The organism is Gryllotalpicola sp., from assembly GCF_027352875.1.
Lineage (GTDB): Bacteria > Actinomycetota > Actinomycetes > Actinomycetales > Microbacteriaceae > Gryllotalpicola.
The window spans coordinates 1-23,024 of the sequence record NZ_DAIEII010000028.1; the positions used below are offsets into that span (position 1 = coordinate 1).

At 69.1% G+C, this 23,024-nt stretch carries 25 protein-coding genes; 14 read left to right on the plus strand and 11 right to left on the minus strand.

Features of this window, described 5'->3' with window-relative positions:
• The 5 genes from M7D61_RS03820 to M7D61_RS03840 form a co-directional block, all read left to right on the plus strand.
• A partial coding sequence (locus tag M7D61_RS03820; protein WP_298227780.1) for a hypothetical protein occupies nucleotides 1–554 on the plus strand: 554 nt, incomplete at its 5' end.
• A 30-nt stretch (nucleotides 555–584) separates the two neighbouring features.
• On the plus strand, nucleotides 585–1,226 hold the full coding sequence (locus M7D61_RS03825; RefSeq protein WP_298227782.1) for a hypothetical protein: 642 nt from the start codon (nucleotides 585–587) through the stop codon (nucleotides 1,224–1,226).
• Entirely contained in the window at nucleotides 1,223–2,773 is a 1,551-nt protein-coding gene (locus M7D61_RS03830; protein WP_298227784.1) for a hypothetical protein, read from the plus strand. Before M7D61_RS03825 ends, M7D61_RS03830 begins: the two co-directional genes overlap by 4 nt.
• Complete coding sequence (locus M7D61_RS03835) at nucleotides 2,773–3,528, plus strand: LPXTG cell wall anchor domain-containing protein (RefSeq protein WP_298227786.1); 756 nt, start codon at nucleotides 2,773–2,775, stop codon at nucleotides 3,526–3,528. Before M7D61_RS03830 ends, M7D61_RS03835 begins: the two co-directional genes overlap by 1 nt.
• Nucleotides 3,529–3,548: 20 nt before the next feature.
• Nucleotides 3,549–4,190, plus strand: a complete 642-nt coding sequence (locus tag M7D61_RS03840; RefSeq protein ID WP_298227788.1) for a signal peptidase I — start codon at nucleotides 3,549–3,551, stop codon at nucleotides 4,188–4,190.
• Between the two features lie 43 nt (nucleotides 4,191–4,233).
• Here the strand turns inward: M7D61_RS03840 and M7D61_RS03845 are convergent, their stop codons facing one another.
• From M7D61_RS03845 to M7D61_RS03855, 3 genes are all read right to left on the minus strand, one after another.
• The gene (locus M7D61_RS03845) at nucleotides 4,234–5,286 is read right to left on the minus strand and encodes a zinc-dependent alcohol dehydrogenase family protein (protein WP_298227790.1); all 1,053 of its coding nucleotides are present in this window, start codon (nucleotides 5,284–5,286) and stop codon (nucleotides 4,234–4,236) included.
• A 52-nt stretch (nucleotides 5,287–5,338) separates the two neighbouring features.
• Nucleotides 5,339–7,534, minus strand: coding sequence for an AAA family ATPase (locus M7D61_RS03850; RefSeq protein ID WP_298227792.1), 2,196 nt, complete (start codon nucleotides 7,532–7,534; stop codon nucleotides 5,339–5,341).
• A 63-nt stretch (nucleotides 7,535–7,597) separates the two neighbouring features.
• On the minus strand, nucleotides 7,598–9,628 hold the full coding sequence (locus M7D61_RS03855; protein ID WP_298227825.1) for a heavy metal translocating P-type ATPase: 2,031 nt from the start codon (nucleotides 9,626–9,628) through the stop codon (nucleotides 7,598–7,600).
• A 123-nt stretch (nucleotides 9,629–9,751) separates the two neighbouring features.
• Between M7D61_RS03855 and M7D61_RS03860 the strand changes: the two genes are divergently transcribed.
• Both M7D61_RS03860 and M7D61_RS03865 read left to right on the plus strand, forming a co-directional pair.
• Entirely contained in the window at nucleotides 9,752–9,889 is a 138-nt protein-coding gene (locus M7D61_RS03860; RefSeq protein WP_298227794.1) for a hypothetical protein, read from the plus strand.
• 65 nt (nucleotides 9,890–9,954) lie between these two features.
• Nucleotides 9,955–10,413 carry a GNAT family N-acetyltransferase gene (locus M7D61_RS03865; protein WP_298227827.1) on the plus strand — a complete coding sequence of 153 codons (459 nt, stop codon included), beginning with the start codon at nucleotides 9,955–9,957 and terminating at the stop codon, nucleotides 10,411–10,413.
• A gap of 25 nt (nucleotides 10,414–10,438) precedes the next feature.
• Here M7D61_RS03865 and M7D61_RS03870 read toward each other — a convergent pair whose 3' ends face one another.
• Genes M7D61_RS03870 through dnaK form a run of 5 tightly spaced genes read right to left on the minus strand, consistent with a single transcriptional unit; the run spans nucleotide 10,439 to nucleotide 15,678 of the window.
• A complete protein-coding gene (locus M7D61_RS03870) occupies nucleotides 10,439–11,824 on the minus strand; it encodes a glycosyltransferase (RefSeq protein ID WP_298227796.1) in 1,386 nt (461 codons plus the stop codon).
• On the minus strand, nucleotides 11,824–12,237 hold the full coding sequence (locus M7D61_RS03875; protein WP_298227797.1) for a MerR family transcriptional regulator: 414 nt from the start codon (nucleotides 12,235–12,237) through the stop codon (nucleotides 11,824–11,826). Before M7D61_RS03875 ends, M7D61_RS03870 begins: the two co-directional genes overlap by 1 nt.
• 14 nt (nucleotides 12,238–12,251) lie before the next feature.
• Complete coding sequence (locus M7D61_RS03880; protein ID WP_298227799.1) at nucleotides 12,252–13,229, minus strand: DnaJ C-terminal domain-containing protein; 978 nt, start codon at nucleotides 13,227–13,229, stop codon at nucleotides 12,252–12,254.
• 11 nt (nucleotides 13,230–13,240) lie between these two features.
• Nucleotides 13,241–13,837, minus strand: coding sequence for a nucleotide exchange factor GrpE (locus tag M7D61_RS03885; RefSeq protein ID WP_298227801.1), 597 nt, complete (start codon nucleotides 13,835–13,837; stop codon nucleotides 13,241–13,243).
• A gap of 2 nt (nucleotides 13,838–13,839) precedes the next feature.
• Nucleotides 13,840–15,678, minus strand: coding sequence for a molecular chaperone DnaK (gene dnaK, locus M7D61_RS03890; RefSeq protein ID WP_298227803.1), 1,839 nt, complete (start codon nucleotides 15,676–15,678; stop codon nucleotides 13,840–13,842).
• A gap of 230 nt (nucleotides 15,679–15,908) precedes the next feature.
• Between dnaK and M7D61_RS03895 the strand changes: the two genes are divergently transcribed.
• A complete protein-coding gene (locus M7D61_RS03895) occupies nucleotides 15,909–16,136 on the plus strand; it encodes a hypothetical protein (protein WP_298227805.1) in 228 nt (75 codons plus the stop codon).
• On the opposite strand, the gene M7D61_RS03900 is transcribed toward M7D61_RS03895, so the two are convergent.
• On the minus strand, nucleotides 16,133–17,359 hold the full coding sequence (locus M7D61_RS03900; RefSeq protein ID WP_298227807.1) for an ATP-binding protein: 1,227 nt from the start codon (nucleotides 17,357–17,359) through the stop codon (nucleotides 16,133–16,135). The two genes, M7D61_RS03895 and M7D61_RS03900, sit on opposite strands and share 4 nt — an antisense overlap.
• Before the next feature lie 715 nt (nucleotides 17,360–18,074).
• On the opposite strand from M7D61_RS03900, the gene M7D61_RS03905 reads away from it, so the two are divergent.
• A complete protein-coding gene (locus M7D61_RS03905) occupies nucleotides 18,075–18,800 on the plus strand; it encodes a hypothetical protein (RefSeq protein ID WP_298227809.1) in 726 nt (241 codons plus the stop codon).
• Nucleotides 18,797–18,997, plus strand: a complete 201-nt coding sequence (locus M7D61_RS03910) for a hypothetical protein (RefSeq protein WP_298227811.1) — start codon at nucleotides 18,797–18,799, stop codon at nucleotides 18,995–18,997. Before M7D61_RS03905 ends, M7D61_RS03910 begins: the two co-directional genes overlap by 4 nt.
• Before the next feature lie 7 nt (nucleotides 18,998–19,004).
• Here the strand turns inward: M7D61_RS03910 and M7D61_RS03915 are convergent, their stop codons facing one another.
• Nucleotides 19,005–19,307 (minus strand): type II toxin-antitoxin system RelE/ParE family toxin, encoded by a 303-nt coding sequence (locus M7D61_RS03915; protein ID WP_298227813.1) that lies wholly within the window; start codon nucleotides 19,305–19,307, stop codon nucleotides 19,005–19,007.
• Nucleotides 19,304–19,525, minus strand: coding sequence for an addiction module protein (locus tag M7D61_RS03920; protein ID WP_298227815.1), 222 nt, complete (start codon nucleotides 19,523–19,525; stop codon nucleotides 19,304–19,306). Before M7D61_RS03920 ends, M7D61_RS03915 begins: the two co-directional genes overlap by 4 nt.
• A gap of 197 nt (nucleotides 19,526–19,722) precedes the next feature.
• On the opposite strand from M7D61_RS03920, the gene M7D61_RS03925 reads away from it, so the two are divergent.
• The 4 genes from M7D61_RS03925 to M7D61_RS03940 form a co-directional block, all read left to right on the plus strand.
• Nucleotides 19,723–20,199, plus strand: a complete 477-nt coding sequence (locus M7D61_RS03925; RefSeq protein WP_298227818.1) for a GNAT family N-acetyltransferase — start codon at nucleotides 19,723–19,725, stop codon at nucleotides 20,197–20,199.
• 276 nt (nucleotides 20,200–20,475) lie between these two features.
• Nucleotides 20,476–21,621: an NAD(P)/FAD-dependent oxidoreductase gene (locus tag M7D61_RS03930; protein ID WP_298227820.1), complete on the plus strand. Its 1,146-nt coding sequence runs from the start codon at nucleotides 20,476–20,478 to the stop codon at nucleotides 21,619–21,621.
• 24 nt (nucleotides 21,622–21,645) lie between these two features.
• Nucleotides 21,646–22,242: an amino acid synthesis family protein gene (locus tag M7D61_RS03935; RefSeq protein WP_298227821.1), complete on the plus strand. Its 597-nt coding sequence runs from the start codon at nucleotides 21,646–21,648 to the stop codon at nucleotides 22,240–22,242.
• A 53-nt stretch (nucleotides 22,243–22,295) separates the two neighbouring features.
• A partial coding sequence (locus M7D61_RS03940; RefSeq protein ID WP_298227823.1) for a class II aldolase/adducin family protein occupies nucleotides 22,296–23,024 on the plus strand: 729 nt, incomplete at its 3' end.

Here is a 23,024-nt window from a genome sequence, read left to right on the forward strand (position 1 = left end):
GCTCGACCATCACCACCGGTTACCTCTACCTCGACGGCGGCACCGGCGGCTGGTACAGCGACGCCGCGGGCACCACCTCGGTCGCCGGCAACACGATGATCCCTGGCGAGACCTACTACTACGTCGCGTCCGCGATGCTCCACGCCAAGGGCACCAACCTTGCGGCCTCGCTCGCGGTGACCGGCACGACGCCCAGCGGATTCACCTTCGCGACCCCGACCAAGGGCTCGCTCAAGTACCAGACGGATGGAACGGCCGGCAGCGGCTTCACCGTCGGCACCGCCACCTACACGGGCACGCCCACGAGCGGCTCGTCTGGCGCGCTCTCGGGGATCGGCCTCACGACCGTCTCCGCCGGCTCCTACACCGTCACCGGCTCGGCCAACCTCGGCCTCGCCGACGGCGCAATCATCCAGGTCAGCATCCCGTTCACGTTCAATAACGTCACCCTGAGCGGCGCCAACAACGGCACCAACGACCAGGGCGAGACGATCACCGCCCCGACGGTCGCGCTCAACCTAACCCAGACCGGCGCCACCAACACGGGCAACTAGCCCGGCGCGTCGCGACCAGAGGTTTCCCCCATGTCAGGAAAGCACGCCGGATCGGCGTCGGCTCAGCGCCGACGTCGATTCGGCGTGCCCGTCGTCGCACTCATCGCCGCCGTGGCGATCGGGACGCTGGCGGGCCTGACCGGGACCGGAGGCACCTACGCGATGTGGTCATCGTCCGTGACGGTGCCCGGCGGCACCGTCACCACCGCCTCGATGGACATCGAGGTGAGCTCGGACGGGCAGCCGACCCTCACCCACGCGCTGAGCCTCGGCAGCATCGCCTCGAACCTCGGGCCGGGCGACGTCGTCACCACCGCGTTCACGATCCAGAGCGTCGGCTCGACGCCCCAGACCGTGAGCCTCGCCGCGATCTCCGCAAGTGACAACGGCACCGGCACGGCGGCGGGCGCGCTGAGCGGCGCGCTCAAGGCCGCGCTCGTGACCGTGCCGCCGACATCCGAGTGCACCACGGCGTCGGCCACACCCACCGCCGCGCTCGACGGCTACGCGGCGAACAGCATGTTCACACTCGCCGCGCAGGGCGACGCGAACGGCAACGACAGCCGGGTGCTGTGCCTGGTGCTCGCGCTCTCGTCGACCGCGCCGTCGGCGGCCCAGGGCCTTACAGTGAGCTTCACCATGACCCTCGACAGCGTGCAGGCGACGGCATGATGAAGCGACGCTACTTCGCCATCGCCGCCGGCGCGGCCGTCGCGGTCTTCGCCGCGTTCGGCGCCGCGGGCGCATCGGCGCTCTGGAGCGCCAAGGACACCGTCGCCGTCACCGCGAACGCGGGGACGACCGGACTCACCCTCACAGGGTTCGACGCGCTCACCGCGACGTATCAGTACCCCAGCCCGCTGACCTCCGTCGCCAACGTCACGCTGACCAACTCCGGGACCCTCCCCCTCACCGGGTTCTCGAGCACGACGACCGTCCCGACCTCGGGCGACGCCGCCACGCTCGCCGGCGAGCTCGCCGTATCGATCTGGGCGAACCCGTCGAATGCGACCTGCCCGACGACCGCGCCGAGCGGCACGACGGCCTATACGGGAACCTGGGCTGCGATGCCGAGCTGGCTCAGCGGCCAGGACACCCTCGCCGTCGGCGCGTCCGCTCATTACTGCATCGCGACGTCCATCTCCTCGACGAACGCCCAGAGCGTGTCGAACACGACACTGACTCCTCAGGTCACGATCACGGCGAGCAAGAGCGCGTGGACCACCGGGGCGATCGCGACATCGGGATACACGCTCTCGGCCGTGAGCGCGGCGACAGTGACAGAGACCGAGGCGTCGATCAGCGCGCCGGACAGCTCGACGACGACCGTCACGGGCATCGCCATCAACCAGGGCGCATCGCCGACCTCGACGAGCGCGATCGACTCCGGCAACGGCACGCTGACGACTCCGTACTACTTCTGCCCGGTCATCACAGTCTCGGTGCCGAACGACGGCCAGGCGCACAGCTGGTCGATCGCAATCGACACCACGAAGCCTCCCTACAACGGCCTCACACTCACCGCGGCCATGCTCGAGTCGAACGGCGCCTACACCGCGAAGATCCAATCGGTGGTGAACGGCGTCTACACCTTGGTCGGCGCCGAGACCGTCGGCACCAACGGGACGACGCTCAACGCCGTCGACTGGGCGAACCATCCCGGCAGTGTCGCCAACACCCCGCTGACCTACCCGCAGTCGACAAACGTGATCTTCTGCGAGAACCAGAACCTCAACCCCGGCGTCTACCCGGCCGGAAGCGGTACCTACTCGATCGACGCCGTCAACATCCAGAGCTGCGCCAACCAGGCCAATCCCGCGCTGACGCTCAGCGACGCCTGCCTCTACGCCAGCGTCAGCGGGCTCTATCCGCACTTCTACATCGGCTGGGAGCTCGACATCGACTGGACGGCGCTCGTCAACGCCTCGTCGCTGAACGCCTCCGACAAGGCGACGCTGCTGGGGCGGAGCTCGATCCGCTTCGGAACGCTGACCGCGACCGGACCCGGCACCCAGAGCACCGGCTTCGGGTCGCCGGCCATGACAATCATCCACTGCACCGACAACACCGCGCCGGGCTGCACCGACACGCAGGCGAGCAACAGCGACACCTGGTTCGTGCTCGCGACGAACTCGTCGGGCCAGTACGGCTTCAGCGCCGCGACAGGTGGCATCACGGGCGGCCAGACCAACACCTGGAAGACGTCACTGGCGCACTGATGAGACCGATTCTCGCTCGCATCGCGGTCCTCTTCCTCATGGTGGGGCCGCTGCTGCTGCCGCCGGCGCCCGCGTTCGCCGCCGAGGCCTCGACGGCCACGGCGGCGCAGTCGACGCTCGAGATCAGCGTCGCCGGCTCCGCCTTCGCACCGATCGCGACGCAGGACCTCTTCACCGCGGCGCGCAACCTCGTCCCCGGCGATCGCATCTCGTCGCAGTTCACGGTGCGCAACGACTCGCCGAACCGGCAGCTGCTCTCCGTCGCGCTGGGCGACAGCAGCTCGAGCAGCCGGATCGTGCTCGACTCCCTCAGCGTTCGGGCCGTCATCCCCGGCTCGACGACCTCGCCGGCCATGACGCTCTCCACGACCAAAGGCTGCACGACACTGGTCTCCAGCGCGCCGATCACCGCGGGCGGCGAGATGCTCGTCACGGTCGGCCTCAGCCTCGCCGCGGCGCTCACCGGCACCACGGCGCAGAACGGCCTCGCCTCGTTCCACCTCATCGTGGGCCTCAGCGACCCCTCGGGCGGCTCGACCTCCCAGACGCTGTGCGAGGCCGCACGGCACCCGCACCCCACGGGCGGCCAGGTCACGCCGGTCACGCCCTCCGGCGGCCTGCCGCAGACCGGTTCCGACATCCTGCCGTGGCTCGCACTGGCGATGGCTCTCACCGCGGGCGGCGCCACGTTCCTCGTCGCGGCGCGACGGCGCCGCGGCGAAGACGGCGACGAGGATGGGCCGATTCCCTCATGACAGACGCTAGTCTGGGCGCGATGAGCGAGACTCCGGCTGTCGAACCCGCGCCCGCTGAGCCCACCCCAGAGACCACCGAACCGGTGCTCTCTCGTCGTGCTGCGCGCGAGGCGGAAGGCAGGCCCGCCCGCCGCCGCGGCATCGGGGGTGCGATCTTCGGCGGCATCGGCATCGCGGTCCTGGTGTTCCTCGTCGCAGTCGCCGCCGTCACGGTCATCGTGCCGCGCCTCACCGGCGCCACCGACCTCACCGTGCTCACCGGCTCGATGCGGCCCGGACTGCCCGAGGGAACGCTGCTCATCGTGAAGCCGGCCGCGCTCTCGGACATCCGCATCGGCGACATCATCACCTATGAGCCGAAAGCGAGCGACGCGCAGACCCTCGTCACCCACCGCGTCATCGCCGTCACGACCTCGACCAGCGGCGACTACTCGTTCACGACCAAGGGCGACGCCAACAACACCGCCGACCCCACCGTGACCGCCAAGCAGGTCGTCGCGAAGCTCTGGTACTCGGTGCCCTACCTGGGCTGGGTGAGCAATTTCGCCTCCGGAAGCGGCTGGCTGGTCCCCGTCGGCGCCATCGTGCTCATCATCGTCGCGATCTGGCTCATCTTCTCGGGCAACCGAGACCGCGGAAAGCAGAAGCAGAAGGCGTCATAGCCTCGGTCTCCACCGCCAACGTCGTCGACCGACCGACCGGCTGCTACGGCCGGAGCAGCGCCTTGATCGCGCGGCGCTCGTCCATGGCCGCGTACCCCTCGGCGACCCGCGAGAGCGGCAGTTCGAGGTCGAAGACCCGACCCGGGTCGATGCGGCGCTCCCAGACGTCGGCGAAGAGCTCCTCGATGTAGTTCCGCACCGGCGCGGCCCCGCCGCGCACGCCCACGTTCGTGCGGAACAGCCGTCGGATGGGAAGCTCGGCGCCGCCGGCGGGCGCGCCGACGTAGCCGACCTGGCCGCCGGGCCGGGCGGTGCCGACCGCCTGGGCCATGGACTCCGCCGTGCCGACGCACTCCAGAACGGCATCGGGACCGATGCCGTCGAAGAGGTCCTTGGCCGCCCGGATGCCCTCGTCGCCGCGCGACTCGATGACCTCGGTCGCGCCGAACTCGCGCCCCAGCGCCTGGCGATCCGAGTGCCGCGAGAACAGCGCGATGCGCGATGCTCCCAACCGCTTCGCGGCGAGGACGCCGGAGAGCCCCACCGCCCCGTCGCCGACGACGGCGACCGTCGAGCCCGGCCCGACGCCGGCCGAGACCGCCGCATGGTGCCCGGTGCCGAAGACATCCGACAGCGTCAGCAGGCTCGGCACGAGATCGTCGGCCGGGTAGGACGGCGTCGCGAACAGCGTTCCGTCGGCCTCCGGCACCCGCACGAACTCGCCCTGACCGCCGTCGATGAGCACGCCGTCGGCGTCCGGCCCGCCCCACCAGGCGCTGTGCAGACACGACGAGGAGAAGCCGTTCCGGCAGTTGATGCACGTCATGTCGCAGATGATGAACGGCGCGACGACGAAATCGCCGACGCGGATGCGCGCGACCTCCGCGCCCACCTGCTCGACGACGCCGACGAACTCGTGCCCCATGCGGCCCCCCGGATGCGCCACTCGCTGGATGCCGCGATAGGACCACAGATCCGACCCGCACACGCAGGCGGCCACGACCCGCACGACGGCATCGCGGCCGCTGCTCAGCACCGGGTCCGGGACCTCCTCGAACCGGATGTCCCTCTCGCCGTAGATGGTCGTCGCGTGCATAGCGCCACTCTACGTCGTCGACGTATCGGCATGATCGGCCACGGCGATCAACTCAGATGAGTTCGCCTTCGATGACCTCGTCGGCGTCGAAGGCGGGCGCCTTGTCGGTCTCGACGATGAGGTGATCGCCCTCGGGAGCGAGGTCGACGCGCACGAAGTCGCCGTCGTGGATGCTGCTGTCGAGCAGCCCCCGGGCGAGCCGGTCGTCGATCTCGGTCTGCATGAGCCGGCGGAGCGGGCGCGCCCCGTAGATCGGGTCGTAGCCGCGCTCGGCGAGCCAGGCGCGGGCGTCCGGGCTGACGCCGAGTTCCAAGCGGCGCTGCTGGAGGCGCTTCTGCAGCCGGTCGACGTAGAGCGAGACGATCTCGGCGAGCTCGGCTTGCGAGAGCGCGGAGAACACCACGATGTCGTCGAGGCGGTTGACGAACTCGGGCTTGAACGCCTGGCGCACGAGTGCGAGCACCGCGCCCTCCTTCTCGGCGTCGGACAGCGAGGCATCCGTGAGGTACTGGCTGCCCAGGTTCGAGGTGAGGATGAGGATCGTGTTCCGGAAGTCGACCGTGCGGCCCTGGCCGTCGGTGAGGCGGCCGTCGTCGAGCACCTGCAGCAGAACGTCGAAGACCTCGGGGTGCGCCTTCTCGACCTCGTCGAGCAGGATGACCGAATAGGGCCTGCGACGCACCGCCTCGGTGAGCTGGCCGCCCTGTTCGTAGCCGATGTAGCCGGGAGGGGCGCCGACGAGCCGCGAGACGTTGTGCTTCTCGCTGTACTCGCTCATGTCGATGCGCACCATGGCGTGCTCGTCGTCGAAGAGGAACTCGGCGAGCGCCTTCGCGAGCTCGGTCTTGCCGACGCCGGTCGGGCCGAGGAAGAGGAACGAGCCCGTCGGGCGATTCGGGTCGCTGATGCCCGCGCGGGTGCGGCGCACCGCGTCGGCGACGGCCGCGACGGCGCGCTTCTGGCCGATGAGGCGGCGCCCCAGCTCACTCTCGAGGTGGAGCAGCTTCTCGCTCTCGCCCTGCTTGAGCTTGTCGACGGGGATGCCGGTCCACGCGGCCACCACCGCGGCGATGTCCTCGTCGGTGACCTGCTCGTTGACCATGCGCGGGCCCGCCGTCTCGGCCTTCTCGGCCGCGGCGAGCGCCTCCTCGATGGTGGGAATGGTCTCGTAGTTGAGCTTCGACGCCTTCTGGTAGTCGCCGCCGCGCATGGCGATGTCGAGCTCGATGCGGGCCTCGTTGAGCCGGGTCTTGAGGTCGCCGACGGAGTGCAGGGTCGCTTTCTCGGCGTCCCACCGCGCCTGCAGCGCGTCGAGCTCGGACTGCTTGGCAGCCATGTCCTCGCGGAGCTTCGCGAGGCGCTCGACGGAGGCCTGGTCCTTCTCCTTCTTGAGGGCGAGCTCCTCGATCTTGAGCCGGTCGACGGCGCGTTTGAGTTCGTCGATCTCGACCGGGCTCGAGTCGATCTCCATCTTGAGTCGACTGCCCGCCTCGTCGATGAGGTCGATCGCCTTGTCGGGAAGCTGGCGGGAGGTGATGTAGCGATTGCTCAGCACGGCAGCGGCGACGAGTGCGGAGTCCGCGATCGCCACCTTATGGTGCGCCTCATAGCGCTCCTTGAGGCCCCGGAGGATCGCGATGGTGTCCTCGACGGAGGGCTCGCCGACGTACACCTGCTGGAAGCGGCGCTCGAGGGCGGCGTCCTTCTCGATGTATTCGCGGTACTCGTTGAGGGTCGTCGCGCCGATGAGGCGCAGCTCGCCGCGGGCGAGCATGGGCTTGAGCATGTTGGCCGCGGCCACCGAACCCTCGCCGCCGCCCGCGCCCATGAGGGTGTGGAGCTCGTCGATGAAGGTGATGACCTTGCCTTCGGAGTCGTTGATCTCCTTGAGGACGGACTTGAGGCGCTCCTCGAACTGGCCGCGGTACATCGCGCCGGCGACCATCGCCGAGACGTCAAGCGAGATGAGCTCTTTGTCCTTGAGCGAGTCGGCGACGTCGCCGGCGACGATGCGTTGGGCGAGGCCTTCGACGACGGCGGTCTTGCCGACGCCGGGCTCGCCGATGAGCACGGGGTTGTTCTTGGTGCGGCGGGTGAGCACCTGCGAGATGCGGCGGATCTCGGCGTCACGACCGATGACCGGGTCGAGCTTGCCCTGACGCGCGATTTCGGTGAGGTTGACGCCGAACTGCTCCAGCGCGCTCTTGGCGTTCTCGTCGGTCGCCGGCGCGCCCTGCATGTTTGCCATGGGTTGATGTCCTCCTGAACGGCAAAGTTGAGTCTACTCAGCTCAACTTGGTTGCGAAAGCCCCTATTCCCGCCCGGCGAGACGAGCCGCGAGACGGGCCGGGTCGAGATCCACGCGCCGCAGCAGCTGGGCGTTGAGGGCGACGATGATCGTCGAGAGCGACATCAGGACGGCGCCGACGGCCGGCGCGAGCACGAAGCCGACCGGCGCGAGCACCCCTGCCGCTAGCGGCACCGCGACGACGTTGTACCCCGCCGCCCACACCAGGTTCTGGATCATCTTGCGGTAGCTCGCGCGTGACAGCGCGATCGCGGAGAGCACGGCGCGGGGGTCGCTGGAGGCGAGCACGATGCCCGCCGATTCGATCGCGACGTCGGTGCCCGCACCGATGGCGATGCCGACGTCGGCCCTCGCGAGGGCCGGCGCATCGTTGATGCCGTCGCCCACCACCGCGACCGACAGGCCGCGGTGCTGCAGCTCGGCGACCTTGCCGTCCTTGTCGGCCGGCAGCACCCCCGCGAAGACCTCGTCGATGCCGAGGCGCGCCGCCACGGCGTCCGCGACCGCCGCGGAATCCCCCGTGATCATCGCGACGCGGATGCCGAGGCGATGCAGCGCCGCAACGGTCGGGGCGGATTCCGGGCGCACCTCGTCCTCGAGCGCGAAGGCGGCGGCGGCAGCACCGTCGCGCACCAGGTAGAGCACCGTGGCGCCATGGGCGGCCCACTCGGCCGCGGCCGCGGCGACGCGCTCCGGCACAGTCGCTCGGGCCTCGTCGATCAACCGCGCACCGCCCACGCGCCAGGCGACCCCGGCGATGCTCGCCGCGACACCGCGGCCGGCATCGGAGCGGAATCCGGTCGCGACCGGGTGGTCGCCGCCCGCGGCGTCCGCCGCCCGCACCAGAGCCCGGGCGAGCGGATGCTCGGAGGATGCCTCGACCGCGGCGACGAGCGCAACGGCATCCTGCTCGCCCATGCCGTCCGTCGCGGTGCCGGCGAGCGCGGGCTCGCCGCGGGTGAGGGTGCCGGTCTTGTCGAAGAGGACGACGCCGACCGTGCGCATGCGCTCGAGGGCGAGGCGGTCCTTCACGAGCACCCCGGAGCGGGCCGCGCGCCCGGTCGAGATGGCGATGACGAGCGGGATCGCGAGCCCCAGCGCGTGGGGGCACGCGATGACCAGTACCGTGACCGCCCGCGAGACGGCGTCGCTCGGGCTGCCGATGAACAGCCAGACCACGAAGGTGATGACGCCGGCGCCGGCGGCGAAGTAGAACAGCCAGGCGGCGAAGCGGTCGGCGAGCGCCTGCGCACGCGACGACGATGCCTGCGCCTCGGCGACGAGGCGGCGGATGCCGGCGAGCGCCGTCTGCTCGCCGATCGCGGTGACGCGCACCCGGATCGCGGTGTCGGCGACCACGGTCCCGGCGACGACCCGGGCGCCGAGCCCGCGAACGACCGTGCGGGACTCGCCCGTCACCATCGACTCGTCGACCTGGGCCTCGCCGTCGACGACCTCGCCGTCGGCGGGAATCCTGCCGCCCGGGCGCACCAGGACGATATCGCCGACGCCGAGGGTTGCGGCGGGCATCGCCATGATGTGCTCGCCGTGGACGACCTCGGCCGTGTCGGGCAGCAGCGCCGCGAGCGCGTCGAGAGCACCGGAGGAGGAGGCGAGCGCGCGCATCTCGATCCAGTGCCCGAGCAGCATGATGACGATGAGGAGAGCGAGCTCCCACCAGAAGTCGATATCGAGCGCCGGGTCGACGACCGTGGCCCACGAGGCGACGAAGGCGACCGAGATCGCCATGGCGATGAGGGTCATCATGCCGGGGCGCCGAGCGCGCAGTTCGCCAACGGCGCCGGTGAGGAACGGGGCGCCGCCGTAGGCGAAGATCACGGTGCCGATGACGGGCGAGATCCAGAGCGCCCCGGGGAAGTCGATCCGGTAGCCCAGCAGGCCGCCGAACATCGGGCTGAAGACGACGACCGGGACGGCCAGCGCGAGGCACCACCAGAACCGGGTGCGGAACTGCGCGAGGTGGTCGCCGTGCCCGGAATGCCCGGTGTGGTCCATGCCGGGCATACCGGGCATGTGCTCCATGCCGGGCATGTGCTCGTGGCCGTGCTGCATGCCTGCGTGGTCATCGCTCATGCGGCAATCCTTGCGCCGAAATCGGATTCCTGTCAGGCGGCATCTGTTTGTTAGCGTTCGAGGATGGCCGACGCGCTCGACGACGACACCCTGCTGGCGGCCGTGGCCGCGCACTCCGGAACCGCCCTCGAGGTGATGCGGTTCGTGCACGCCCACCCCGAGCTCGCCCTGTCGGCGGCGCGGCTCACGGAGCCGGTGTGAGCGGCGCGATCGAGCTGCCCGGCGGCGCGATCCTGAGGAGGGCGCATCCTGGCGATGAGGAGGGCATGCAGGCGTGCATCCAGGCGCTCGCCGACTACGAACGCGAGCCGGACGCTGTCCAGGCGACGTCCGAGGACCTCACCCGGGTGCTCTTCGGGGAATCCCCGTCGGTGTTCGCCCACGTTGTCGAGAAGGCCGGCCGCATCGTCGCGATCGCCATCTGGTTCCTCAACTACTCGACGTGGACCGGCCGCAACGGCATCTGGCTCGAAGACCTCTTCGTCGCGGAATCCGAGCGGAAGAACGGCTACGGAAAAGCGCTGCTCGCGGCACTCGCGGCGGAGTGCGTCGCCCAGGGCTACCGCCGTTTCGAGTGGTCGGTTCTTGATTGGAACGAGCCGTCGATCGGGTTCTACCGCGCGCTCGGCGCCACGCCCATGGCCGAGTGGACGACGATGCGTCTCGCCGGCGACGCTCTCGCCGCACTCGGCTCCTCGCTCTCGCGAGTCGCCCGAGGCGCCTGACGCGCCTGAAGCGCCGGAACGGCAGCTAGCTGTTGAGGCGATTCGCGGGCAGTCCGCGAGCGAGCACCCGCTCCACGAGCGCGGCCCACAGCGCGATCGAGTGCTCGCTCTGGTGCGCGGCCGTCCAGGCGCGCGCGCCGGCTGACAGTGCGGCGATGCGCTGGGGATTCCCCAGGATGCCGTTGATCGCGGCGGCGAGCCCCGCCACATCGCCGTCGGCGACGAGCTCGCCCGACACCCCCGGCTCGACCATGTCGGCCGGGCCGTATGGGATGTCGTAGGCCACAACGGGCGTGCCGGCGGCGAGCGCCTCGGCGACCACCAGCGGCTGGCCCTCGTGGCGACTCGACAGCACGAGCACGGCGGCCGAGGCGAGTTGATCGGATGCGCGCGGGACATACCCGTGCAGAGTGACAGCCTCGCGAAGACCGAGCTCGGCGATGAGCGTCTCGAGCGCGGCGCGCTCCGGCCCATCGCCATAGACCTCCAGCCGCGCTCCCGGATGCGACGCGAGCACGGCCGGCCAGGCGCGCACCGCGTCCGCGACCCGTTTCTGGGCGACGAGGCGCGCCACCATGACGGCGCGCAGCGGGTCGCGCCCGGGAGCGGCATCCGGTTGCGACGGCGGCGCAGGATGCGGGATGACGACCCACTCCGGGTGATCGCCGAACCGGCGCACGGCGTCGGAGCGCTGCCGCTCGGTGAGCCACGCGACCGCGTCGAAGCGGTCGGCGACGTCGAACCAGCCCTGCCAGAGCGCCTCGAGGGGGGAATCCCAGCGATACGGGTCGGCGGTGTGGACGTTGTGCACGGTGTGGAGGAGCGCGTAGTCGCGCTCGCCGGCCGCGAGCAGCTCGCCCACCTGCTTGGCCTCCGCGATGACGACGGCCGGGATGCCGCTCGCCGCCCCCTCGGCGACGACCGCGTCGACCCAGAGCCGGTACAGCTCGCCCCAGCCGCGCAGGGCGCCGAGCGCCACGCCGTCCGGTGCGAGCACGACGATGTCGGCATCGGCGCGGTGCCAGTCCGCGCGGGCTGTGAATGGCAGCCGCAGCAGCGGCGACCCGTCCTCGGCGTAGACCGTCGTGGCGCGGGCGGGGTCGGACTCGTCCGCGTCACGCCGCGGGTGAAGCGCGGCGCCGCGCACGAGGGCGGGCCGTGCCCGCACCTCGGCGAAGAGGTTCCGCATCGGCGTCTCGGAAGCGGCCAGCCCCAGTGCGGCGAAGCCCTCGAGCACGCCGTCCTGCGGCGCCGGCTCAAAGGTGAGCAAGGTCGGCTGGACTCCGCCTTCCGCGGCGAAGTGCCGTGCGCGATTCATCGTCGCGACGGTGTAGCCGCCGTCGAGGCCCGGCCGCAGCCGGCTCGCGGCGATGAAGTACCGCGCAGCAGGCAGCGCGGACGCGCCGGTCATCAGCCGATCAGCGGAGGCCGCCACACGACGACCTGATTGCGGCGCGCACGCTGGCCGGCGCGCATCGGCACGACCTCGCCGGAGGCATCCGACGCCCACACCCGACGACCCGAGCGGCCGAGCAGTTCGTCGGCGAGCGCCGCCTCGAGCTCGCGCACCCGCGAGCCGAGTTCGACGACGCGGTTCTCGAGTTCGAGGATGCGGCGGATGCCCTCGAGCGACACCCCTTCGCTGCCGAGACGCGCGATCTCGCGCAGCTGCACGACATCCCGCATCGAGTAGCGCCGCGACTGCCCGGCAGTGCGCTTCGGGCTGACGAGCCCGAGCCGATCGTACTGCCGCAGCGTCTGCGGGTGCATCCCCGTGAGCCCGGCGGCCGCGGTGATCGCGAAGACCGGCGTGTTCTCGTCCATGTCCATAGGATGCCCTAGCCCCTGGATCGGGCCAGCAGATCGTCGCGCGGGTTCTCGTCCGGCAGTTTCGCCGCGAACTCCCTGAGAGCGGCCTCGGCATCGGCCGACATGCGCGTCGGCACCGCGACCTGGACGACGGCGAGCAGGTCGCCGACCTCTTTGCCGGTCGAGACGCCCCGACCCTTGACGCGCAGCACCCGGCCGCTCGGGGTGCCGGGTGCGACCTTGAGCTTCACCGGCTCGCCGCCGAAGGTCGGCACCTCGATGGTCGCACCGAGGGCGGCCTCGGCGAACGTCACCGGCACGGTGACACGCAGGTTGAGTCCTTCGCGCTCGAAGACCGGATGCTTCTTGACCGCGACCGTGAGGATGAGGTCGCCCGCCTCGCCACCGTCGGGGCTGGGATGCCCGCGGCCGCGCAGCCGGATCTTCTGGCCGTCGGCGACCCCGGCGGGGATCTTCACCTTGATGGGCTTGCCATCGCTGGCCTTGAGGGTGATCTGCTCACCCTTCACCGCCGCGTCGAAGGCGATCGTCGCCGATGCCTCGACGTTCTCGCCGCGGGTCGGCCCGCCGAATCCGCGGAACCCGCCGCTGGTGCGGCCGAAGCGGCCCGTGCCGAAGAGCCCGCCCAGCAGGTCCTCGTACTCGGCGCCGCCGCGCGCACCCGCGGCCCGACCGCCGCCGAACATGCCGCCGAAGACGTCCTCGAAACCCCCGCCGCCGCCCGCGCCGCCCGCAGTGAACCGGGCACCGGAGCCCATGGCGCGGACCTGGTCGTACTCCTTGCGCTGCTCAGGATCGCTGAGGACGGAGTACGCCTCGCTGATCTCCTTGAAGCGCGCCTCGGCTTTGGCGTCCCCGGGGTTCGAGTCGGGGTGGTACTGCCGGGCGAGCTTGCGGTAGGTCTTCTTCAGCTCGGCTGCCGAGATGTCCTTGGCGACCCCGAGAACCTGGTAGAAATCCTTGTCGAACCAGTCCTGACTGGCCATCCGGGCCTCCCTTACTGCTCCGGCGTGGCGACGACGACCTTCGCTGGGCGCACCTGCGTCGAGCCGAGCGTGTAGCCGACCTCGACGACATCGATGACGGTCGTCTCGGTCGCGCCCGGCACCGGCTGCTGGAAGATCGCCTGGTGACGCTGGGGGTCGAAGACGTCGCCGACCTCGCCATAGGGGGTGAGGCCGAGCTTCGCGATCGCGTCGCGCAGCTTGGCGGCGATGGTCGAGAAGGCGCTGTCGCCGTCGAGGTCGCCGTGCTTCTGCGCCCGGTCGAGGTCGTCGACCACCGGGAGGATGACCGTGACGGCATCCTTCACCGCGCGCTCGCGCTCGACCTCGCGGTTCGCCTCGGTGCGCTTGCGGTAGTTGGCGTACTCGGCAGTGATGCGCTTGAGGTCCGCGAGGTGCTCCGACGACGGGTCGTCGGCCTCCTGCTCCGCGGCGGCGAGGATGTCGTCAACGAAGAGCTCCTCGTCGCCCTCGGGGGCGGATTCCGTGGAACCCGCCCCCTCGGGGTGACGTGCCTCACCCGTCTCCGGGTCGATGCGGCGCTTGTCGCGGACGACCGGCTCTTCGTGCTCTTCGTCCTTGTCGTTCATGCTTACTTGTTGCCCTCGTCGTCGATGACCTCGGCGTCCACGACGTCCTCATCGGACGCGGTCGGCTCGGATGCCGACGCGGCGGACGCCTGCTGCGATGCGGCGTAGATCGCCTCGCCGAGCTTCTGCTGGCTCGCCGAGAGCTTGTCGAAGGCGACCGACACGGCGGCGTCGTCCTCGCCGGCGAGCGCGCTCTTCAGCGCGTCGACGTCGGACTGGACCTCGTTCTTGACGTCCTCGGGCAGGTTGTCCCGGTTGTCGGCGATGACCTTCTCCGTCGAGTAGACGAGCTGCTCGGCGGTGTTGCGCGTCTCGGCGCTCTCGCGGCGGCGCTTGTCCTCGGCGGCATGCTCCTCGGCCTCGCGGACCATGCGCTCGATGTCCTCCTTCGGCAGCGACGAGCCGCCGGTGATGGTCATCGACTGCTCCTTGCCGGTGCCCTTGTCCTTCGCCGAGACGTGGACGATGCCGTTCGCGTCGATGTCGAAGGTGACCTCGACCTGCGGCACGCCGCGCGGGGCGGGTGCGATGCCGGTGAGCTCGAAGGTGCCGAGCGCCTTGTTGTCGCGCGTGAAGTCGCGCTCGCCCTGGAATACCTGGATCGCGACCGACGGCTGGTTGTCGTCCGCGGTCGTGAAGGTCTCCGAGCGCTTCGTCGGGATGGCCGTGTTGCGCTCGATGAGCTTGGTCATGATGCCGCCCTTGGTCTCGATTCCGAGGCTCAGCGGGGTGACGTCGATGAGCAGCACGTCCTTGCGCTCGCCCTTGAGGACGCCCGCCTGCAGGGCGGCGCCGACGGCGACGACCTCATCGGGGTTGACCCCCTTGTTGGGGTCCTTGCCCGTCTCGCTCTTGACGAGCTCGCTCACGGCGGGCATGCGGGTCGAGCCGCCGACGAGGACGACGTGCGCGATGTCGCCGACCTTGATGCCGGCCTCGCGGATGACATCCTGGAACGGCTTCTTCGTGCGGTCGAGCAGGTCGCTCGTCATCGACTCGAACTGGGCGCGGGTGAGCGTTTCGTCGAGGTTGGCGGGGCCGTTCTGCGTGAGGGAGAGGTACGGCAGCTGGATGCTCGTGGACATGCCCGACGACAACTCCTTCTTCGCCTGCTCGGCGGCCTCCTTGAGGCGCTGCAGGGCGATCTTGTCGCCGGCGACGTCGACGCCCGTCGACTCCTTGAAGCGCTTGACGAGCCAGTCGACGACGCGCTGGTCCCAGTCGTCGCCGCCGAGGCGGTTGTCGCCGGCGGTGGCGCGCACCTGGATGGTGGAGAAGTCCTCGTCCTTGCCGACCTCGAGCAGCGAAACGTCGAAGGTGCCGCCGCCCAGGTCGAAGACGAGAATGAGCTCGTCCTCCTTGCCCTTGTCGAGGCCGTACGCGAGCGCGGCCGCGGTGGGCTCGTTGATGATGCGGAGCACGTTGAGGCCGGCGATCTCGCCCGCCTCCTTGGTGGCCTGGCGCTCGGCGTCGTTGAAGTATGCCGGCACCGTGATGACCGCGTCGGTGACGGTGTCGCCGAGGTACTGCTCAGCATCGCGCTTGAGCTTGGCGAGGATGCGCGCCGAGATCTCCTGCGGCGTGTACTTCTTGCCATCGATGTCGGCCTTCCAGTCGGTGCCCATGTGGCGCTTGACGCTGGAGATGGTGCGCTCGACGTTGGTGACGGCCTGCCGCTTGGCGGTCTCGCCGACGAGGACCTCGCCGTCCTTCGTGTACGCGACGACCGACGGGGTCGTGCGGAATCCTTCGGCATTGGCGATGACCGTGGGCTCGCCGCCTTCGAGGACGGCGACGACGGAGTTGGTCGTACCGAGGTCAATACCTACTGCACGTGACATAGTGTGATTGGTTCCTTCCTGAGCCGTGTCGACTCAACTCTTACCCCTGGTCCGGGGCCTGTCAAGTCGCTCACGGCAAAACTTGAGCCTGCATATGTCAAGTTTGAGGCGGGGATGCCTATTCCTCGCCGCCGCACAATTCTGCGAGAAGCGCCCGATGCCTGTTCCCCCGCCGGTGTAGGGACTTACCGCACTTTTCCGCATTTTTCGCGACGGCTAGCGTGGGGAACGTGGCATCGAGTCCGGTCTTCGAGGCCATCGCGTCGGATTCCTCCGACGCGGTGCGCCTGCTGAACGACTACTTCGAGAGCCGCGAACTCGGTTTTGCGACTCTCGTCCGCGACTACCGACGGGTGCAACCCGATCCGTCGTGGTTCACGCCGCCGGCCGGGGTGTTCGTCGTGGTGCGCGACGACAACCCCAACGCCACCGCTCGGTTTTGCAAGCGAGTGGGCTAATTACCGTTGTTCTTGCGCGGTCGGGACTTCAGGCCGGGGACGTTGAGGGCGGGAATGGCCCTCAACACGAACTTGTCGAACTGAGGAACAGTGAATGCGGCGTAGCCGTGCTCCGGCGTGTAGAGCAGACCCATATTGATCAGTTCCGCTCGTGTGGGCCCGAGGTTTTGGGAGGTCCTCCCCATGACGTCCGCAACATCGCTTGCCTTTTGTGGTGCGGAGCCAAGCGCGGCCATTGCCCGAAGATAGGCGCGCTGGAGCTCGGTCGCCCGGTCAAGCCGGACGCGGAAAAAAGACTCGTCGAGTTTCGACTCATAGCCAGGGATCGCTTCGGCGATGTCCTCGGCGCGGATGGGGGAATTCGCGGCCACCGTCCACACGGCGTAGCCGAGTTCTTGGAGGAAGTACGGGTATCCCTCAGTCACGTCAATCGCCATCTTGATTGCGTCCGGCATGAACTCCACGCCTTCTTCGAGCGCCGGAGTCGAGAGCGCGGCTCGCGCGTCCGTGGGGCTGAGGTTACCGATCGCAGGAAACTTGAAGAGTCGCTCGGCATAGGACTTGGCGTCTCCCGCGAGCTCCGCGATCTGAGGGAGTCCGGCACCGACCATTGTGACCGGGAGCTTGCGCTGAACCATCTTGTGGAGCGCCTGTATCACTGCCTCAAGTTGCGCTTTGCTGAGGAACTGCACTTCGTCCAATAGCAGCACGACCCCGCGTGCGCGTTCCTGCGCAGCCTCCCCGATCGCAATCAGTACGTCGGTGAGATCCATCGCCAAATCGGAGTGGTCGGCGAATCCTGCTGCCGCCTCTACGCCGAGACCAGCAGTCCAAGTTCCGCCTGGGTCGACTGAGACGTTGAAGGAACGAAGCACCCCGGCGGCATGCTTGAACCGGTCGGTCCACTTTGCCTTCGGCGACAGTTCGAACAGCGCAGTTCGCAGTTTGGAGCCGATGTCCCTGCGGAAGTTGTTGTCGTCGTTCTTGCTCACCTCGAGCTCGACGACAACCCAGTCTTTCGCGAGCGCCTTAGTGCGAAACTGCCCAAGTAGAACAGTCTTGCCGACTCCACGAAGCCCGGTGATGATCATCGACTGCTCGGTTCGTCCGCGTTCGATCCGAGCCAGGAGCAGATCGAACGACGCAAGCTGGTCGTCGCGACCGACGATTGCCTGCGGTTCGGCACCAGCGTTCGGCGTGTACGGATTCGTGAGCGCGTCCATGCAACACAATCTTAGCTTTGTTATTGGGCTTTATAAGATTCACATAAAACGACGAATCACTATAACGCTGGCCCATGCGGAACGGTTCAGCTACACCGCGGTGCCAAAAGACCTGGGTATTCAGAAGCCAGTCGGCTAACGCCACGCTCATCTCGCACAGCAGCCCTGCGAAGCCGCACGCCCCTCTGAATGAGGCACCCGCTCGAGTCGTGCGCGCGGCCGTAGCCGCGGCACGGGCGGACGATCGGGAGCGCGCACGACTCGAGCGGGAAGCGAAGGCGGCCTACGTGGAGGCGCGGGTCGCGGAAGCGGCCGCAATGAACGAGGAGCTCGAAGCTGTCTATACAGATATCGGCGGGTTGCTGGCGGCCACGCTTGATGTTGATGGCTACATAGAACTCGCGTCGCTGAAACAACCGGAGCAGCATCCGCCACTCGGTCGCCCGGACCTCGAGACTCCGCTTGCGCCCCCGCGCCGATCCCGCTCCCACCCCAGCCGGTGCTCCGCTCGATCGAACCACCGAAGGGCCTGCTCGGGAAGAAGCGAAAGGCCGCCGAGGCGGAAGCCACCGCCCGGGCGGAATTCGAGGCGGCCGAAGTTGCGTCCAATAGCGTGGTGTATCGGATCCTGGTGAGTGTGTTGTCGTAGATGAGAACGGCCACCGCGTGATTCTTGGAAAGACCTATCAAAACCGTTTCCGAAGGAAGACACGCGATGACCGCACCCCATTTTATTGACCCTGCCCGTTTCCTGTCCGAACAGCTCAACCAGCGCATCCGGGCACTCCGTGTTGCAGAGGGCACCGTGGACGACGACCTGACCCTGACCGGCATGGACGGGCTCCTCATCGGGAAGGGCGATGTCATCCAGACCCGCCGCAACGACAGCGAACTCCAGGTCGCGAACCGGCAGACGTGGACCGTCCGGCACGTCGACCGCGGCGGCGTCTGGGTCCGCGAACTCGGCGCAGGAGCGAACGCCCGCACCGTCGCTTTGCCGGCGGAGTACGTCGCCGCGTCCGCGCACCTCGCGTACGCAGTCACCACCTACGGCGTCCAGGGCGCGACCGTCGACCGCTCCCACACTGTCCTTTCCGACGCGACGAGCGCGGCAGGGGTCTACGTCGGCATGACCCGCGGCCGGCAGGCCAACCAGCCCCACATCGTCGCGGCCAACCTTGACGACGCCCGCGAGCAGTTCACCGCCGCCCTCGAGCGCGACAGGGCCGACCGCGGCCTCGCCCACGCCACCGGCCGCGCCGCCGAGCAAGTCCGTGGCCTCACCGCGGATGGGCCGGTGAAGCTCGTCAACGCGGCGCGCGCTCTGCTCGCCTCCCGTGTAGCCGAGGAGAGGCAGGAGGAGGCGAGGTTGCGGCGTGAAGCCGCCCGCGGCCGGGAGCCGGGCCACGTCCGCCTGCACGAAGCCCACGCCGAGGCGTGAAGGCTCGCGCCGAGCAGACGCAGCGCGTCCTCGACCACTTCACCGCCCTGCCCATCGAGGAGGCGGCCGGCATCATCGCCGAGCAGGTTCAGGCGCGCAGCGAGCGCCTGGCCCGCAACGCCGCCCGTGACGCCCTCGCCGAGCAGTCCGTGACCCCGAGCGTCGAGCGCGACATCGGCCCGAGGCTTGGGATGTAGGGGAGGGTCAGAGGCGGTCGTCCAGCCGGGCAGGGTCTTGCCGTTCGTGCAGCCCGGCGATGATCTGGACGATCTCGGCGTCCTCGTGGACCCGATACAGGAGCCGGTACGGGAAGACCTTCAAGTTCACCTGGCGCACGCCGCGGCGCACGACCGGGGCGGAGCGGGGGAAGTCCTCAAGACGGCGGGCAGCCGCGTAGAACTCGACGATGAACCGCTCCGACTGCTCCGGCGCCTCCGCGTCGTACCAGGCCAGCGCGAGGTCGCGGTCCCGTCGGGCGTTCGGGCCGAGAAGAACGTGATAGCTCACGCGATACGGCGGCGCTCGCGCAGCTCGCGCTCATCCTCGTCAAGCGACACGAACGTTTCCGGGTTCGCGTCCGCCTCGGCGATGCGCCGGTCGATCAATGCCGCAACCTCGGGCGATATCTCGCCGGCGTCGAGAGAGTCCTGCAACGCCGCGATCAACTCGCGGCGCGAGGACTCGTCAAGCTGAAGCGCCCGCTCATAGAGGGCCTGATCGACCATGCGCCTATGGTAACCGCGCCGGGCGACAGCCGACAGGATTCCTCGCTCACGACGCATCATCCGACGGCCGCAGACCACTTGCCCCGAAAACCGGCCCGGATGGCCGCCGGGTGACGCAAGACTCTGCGGAATCAAGCGAACCGGCCTCATCCGCACGTGCAATAGAACTCGCTCGTGCGCCGCGATAGCGTCGCGTTGTGCCCCGCTTCGTGCCGACTCGTTCCGACGACCCAGTCGCCGCGAAGCTGCTCGATGACTATTTCATGTCGCGGGCACTCAGTTTCACCACGCATCCCGGCGGGTATCGCGTCACGCTGCCCGACCCGGCGTGGTTCACTCCCCCGCGCGGCGAATTCCTGCTCGTCCTCGACGACGCAGATCAGCCAATCGGCTGCGGCGGCGTTCGTCGAGTCGACGATCTCAATGGACTCACCACATACGAGGTCAAGCACGTGTGGATCGAGGAGCCCGCGCGCGGCCGCGGATGGTCCCGACTGCTCATGAACGAACTCGAATCACGGGCGCAGGCGTTCGGGGCGCAGCAACTCGTCCTGGACACGAACGAGTCTTTGACTGCCGCGCAGCATCTCTACCGAACCTCGGGCTACGAGGAGATCCCCGCCTACAACCTCAACAAAAACGCCACCAACTGGTTCCGGAAGCGCCTCGAGTGAGTGCCGGAAAAGACCTGGTATTTAGGGATTGACCCCAACGCGACGCACTGGTTCGCGAAGCGCCTCGGCTGAGGGCTCATCCCCGTTCCGACGGCGCCGAGAGCTGCACCGCGTAGCGCGCCCAGCCCGCGGATGTAAAAGATGTGTTTCATCCTTGATAGGGGCTTCTCACGCCTTGCAAAACGCGCTTAGGTAGGGGCAGCGGTTATTGCGTGTAGCGAGAATCATTTCGCACTACGTAATAAGAATCGCGCCACAGCAAGGGGAAGCAGAACTATGACGTCACGGCATGCCGAGATCTCCGGCGCAGGATTCGCCGGTCTCACCGCGGCGATCGCGCTCGCGCAGCGCGGCTGGTCCGTCCGCGTGCACGAGAAGGGCGAGAGCCTGCGCGAGCAGGGTGCCGGCATCGTGCTCTGGCAGAACACGCTCTCCGTGCTCGACGCCTTCGGCCTGTCCGACGAGATCGCCGAGCGCTCCATGGTCCCGCCGTTCTACGAGACCCGGATGCAGAACACGATCGTCTCCGACGAGGATCCGCTTGCGCTCGGCATCCCCTGGCGCACGATGACCCGGCCGTTCCTCCACTCCGTCCTCTCGAAGGCCGCGAAGGGTGCCGGCGTCGAAATCGCCACCGACTCCGAGGTCGTCGGCGCCACGGGAGCAGGCGCCCTCAAACTCGCCGACGGCTCCGAGATCGAGGCCGACCTCATCGTCGGCGCCGACGGGGTGGCATCCCCCACCCGCGACTCGCTCGGCATCGGCTACGACCGCTGGCACGCGAAGGACGGCATCACCCGCTTCCTCGTGCCACGCCGCAAGGAGGATCTGCAGAAGATCGAGCCCGACACCGAGTGGGACAACGTCATCGACTTCTGGAACCTCGAGCCCCGCGTGCTGCGGGTGCTCTACACGCCGGCGAACGCGGAGGAGCTCTACATCGCCCTCATGGCGCCGGCGGACGACGCCGAGGGCTCCGCGGTTCCCACCATCAACCTCAGGGTGTGGACGTCGATCCACCCGCAGCTCACCCCCGTGCTGGAAGAGGCGGCGAAGATCGAGGGCAAGTACTTCCGGTACCAGACCAACCGCCTCGAGACGTGGACGAAGGGCCGCGTCGCCCTCATCGGCGACGCTGCCCACGCCATGGCGCCCGCCCTCGCCCAGGGCGGAGGCTGCGCCATGATGAACGCCTACACGCTCGCCGAGGCGGTCTCGGCGGCCGAGGTCGGCGACCTGCCCGACGCCCTCACCGAGTGGGAGCGCATCGAGCGCCCGTACACCGACCGCTGCCAGGACCGCTCGCAGAACTTCGCGGATACCCGCGGGATGGCGCAGGGCGGCCAGTTCGTCGGCGAGAGCAACGAGACCGCGCTCTACGACCCGACGGATCCGCACCGCCACGACCATGCGATCGCCTGAACCGTACCAAGGAGACACCGGAACATGTCCTTCCCCGAACCCGATCCGTACTACGAGGTCCGCCAGTACTTCGGCGTCGTGCAGGAGATCCGGCACGAGGGCGGCCCCGTCGCCGGTGCGCCGCTCGTCAAGGCCGCGGCGGGCGTCGTCATCAGGAATCCGTTCGCGAGCGGGTACACCGCCGACCTCTCGCCGCTGACGAAAGCCAGCGCGAGCCTCGGCACCGCCCTCGGCGCCCGTGCCGCGGCCCTGCTCGACGGACGGCCCGTCGAGGGCTACGGCAAGGGCGGCATCGCCGGCATCAACGGGGAGCAGGACCACGTCGTCGCCTGCATCACGACCGTGTTCGGGGATGCCTTCCGCGAGGCCGTCGGCGGCGGCAGGGCGTGGATCTCGTCGGCGACCAAGACGGCGTCGGCGGGCGCGCAGCTCGACATCCCGCTCGCGTTCAAGGACGAGCTGTACGTACGCTCCCACTACGACGCCGTAACGATCGCCGTCCCCGACGCGCCTCGCCCCGACGAGCTCCTCATCGTCGTCGCCGTCTCGAGCCGCGGCCGCATCCACCACCGCGTCGGCGGGCTCAGCCGCGACGAGGCCATCGCGAAGCTCGCCGGCTGAACACCCGCCCAGCCCCGCCCAGCCCCGCCCCGCCCCGCCCCGAAAGGCTCGACATGACCTACACCCCCGGCCGGTACCACCAGGATGAGTCGATCGCGAACATCCTCGACGACGTCGCGCGAGCCCACCGCATCCTCGAGCTCGAGGGCCACGGCGACATGTCGATGGGCCACCTCTCGTTCCGCGACCCGTTCGGCCGCGGCCTGTGGCTCAAGCGGGGCAACCTTGCGCTCTCCGAGGTGGTCGGCGACGACTTCATCCTCATCGACTTCGACGGCACCGTGCTCGAGGGCACCGGATTGCGCCACCTCGAGTGGCCCCTGCACGCCGAGATCATGCGCGCCCGCCCCGACGTCAACGTCGTCGGGCACACCCACGCCCACCACGCCACGGTGTTCGGGGCGACCGATGCCGAGCTCGGCCCGTACAACAACCACGGCGTCTGGTTCGCCGAGCACGGCGTGCCGCGCTTCACCGACACGAGCCACATCGTCACCACCGTCGAGCTCGGCAAGGCCGTCGCGCAGCGGCTCGGCGAGGCCGAGGCGATCCTGCTGCGCAACCACGGCGTCGCCTTCGTCGGCGACGACGTCATCGAGGCCACCCTCGCCGGCGTGTTCCTCGAGTGGGCCAGCCGCTTCCAGCTCGACCTCATGAAGTCGGGCGCCACCTACCCGGCACCGGATCACGCCGAGACCGTCGAGAAGAAGAACCGCATCTACCCGCCGAAAGCCCAGCGCAACTACTGGATGTACTTCAACCGCAAGCTCGAGCGCGTCGAG

Coding starts and splice junctions, on each gene's coding strand:
- M7D61_RS03825 (WP_298227782.1), top strand. CDS start 585: ATGTCAGGAAAGCACGCCGGATCGGCGTCGGCTCAGCGCCGACGTCGA.
- M7D61_RS03830 (WP_298227784.1), top strand. CDS start 1,223: ATGATGAAGCGACGCTACTTCGCCATCGCCGCCGGCGCGGCCGTCGCG.
- M7D61_RS03835 (WP_298227786.1), top strand. CDS start 2,773: ATGAGACCGATTCTCGCTCGCATCGCGGTCCTCTTCCTCATGGTGGGG.
- M7D61_RS03840 (WP_298227788.1), top strand. CDS start 3,549: ATGAGCGAGACTCCGGCTGTCGAACCCGCGCCCGCTGAGCCCACCCCA.
- M7D61_RS03845 (WP_298227790.1), bottom strand. CDS start 5,286: ATGCACGCGACGACCATCTACGGCGAGAGGGACATCCGGTTCGAGGAG.
- M7D61_RS03850 (WP_298227792.1), bottom strand. CDS start 7,534: ATGGCAAACATGCAGGGCGCGCCGGCGACCGACGAGAACGCCAAGAGC.
- M7D61_RS03855 (WP_298227825.1), bottom strand. CDS start 9,628: ATGCCCGGTATGCCCGGCATGGACCACACCGGGCATTCCGGGCACGGC.
- M7D61_RS03860 (WP_298227794.1), top strand. CDS start 9,752: ATGGCCGACGCGCTCGACGACGACACCCTGCTGGCGGCCGTGGCCGCG.
- M7D61_RS03865 (WP_298227827.1), top strand. CDS start 9,955: ATGCAGGCGTGCATCCAGGCGCTCGCCGACTACGAACGCGAGCCGGAC.
- M7D61_RS03870 (WP_298227796.1), bottom strand. CDS start 11,824: ATGACCGGCGCGTCCGCGCTGCCTGCTGCGCGGTACTTCATCGCCGCG.
- M7D61_RS03875 (WP_298227797.1), bottom strand. CDS start 12,237: ATGGACGAGAACACGCCGGTCTTCGCGATCACCGCGGCCGCCGGGCTC.
- M7D61_RS03880 (WP_298227799.1), bottom strand. CDS start 13,229: ATGGCCAGTCAGGACTGGTTCGACAAGGATTTCTACCAGGTTCTCGGG.
- M7D61_RS03885 (WP_298227801.1), bottom strand. CDS start 13,837: ATGAACGACAAGGACGAAGAGCACGAAGAGCCGGTCGTCCGCGACAAG.
- dnaK (WP_298227803.1), bottom strand. CDS start 15,678: ATGTCACGTGCAGTAGGTATTGACCTCGGTACGACCAACTCCGTCGTC.
- M7D61_RS03900 (WP_298227807.1), bottom strand. CDS start 17,359: ATGGACGCGCTCACGAATCCGTACACGCCGAACGCTGGTGCCGAACCG.
- M7D61_RS03905 (WP_298227809.1), top strand. CDS start 18,075: ATGACCGCACCCCATTTTATTGACCCTGCCCGTTTCCTGTCCGAACAG.
- M7D61_RS03920 (WP_298227815.1), bottom strand. CDS start 19,525: ATGGTCGATCAGGCCCTCTATGAGCGGGCGCTTCAGCTTGACGAGTCC.
- M7D61_RS03930 (WP_298227820.1), top strand. CDS start 20,476: ATGACGTCACGGCATGCCGAGATCTCCGGCGCAGGATTCGCCGGTCTC.
- M7D61_RS03935 (WP_298227821.1), top strand. CDS start 21,646: ATGTCCTTCCCCGAACCCGATCCGTACTACGAGGTCCGCCAGTACTTC.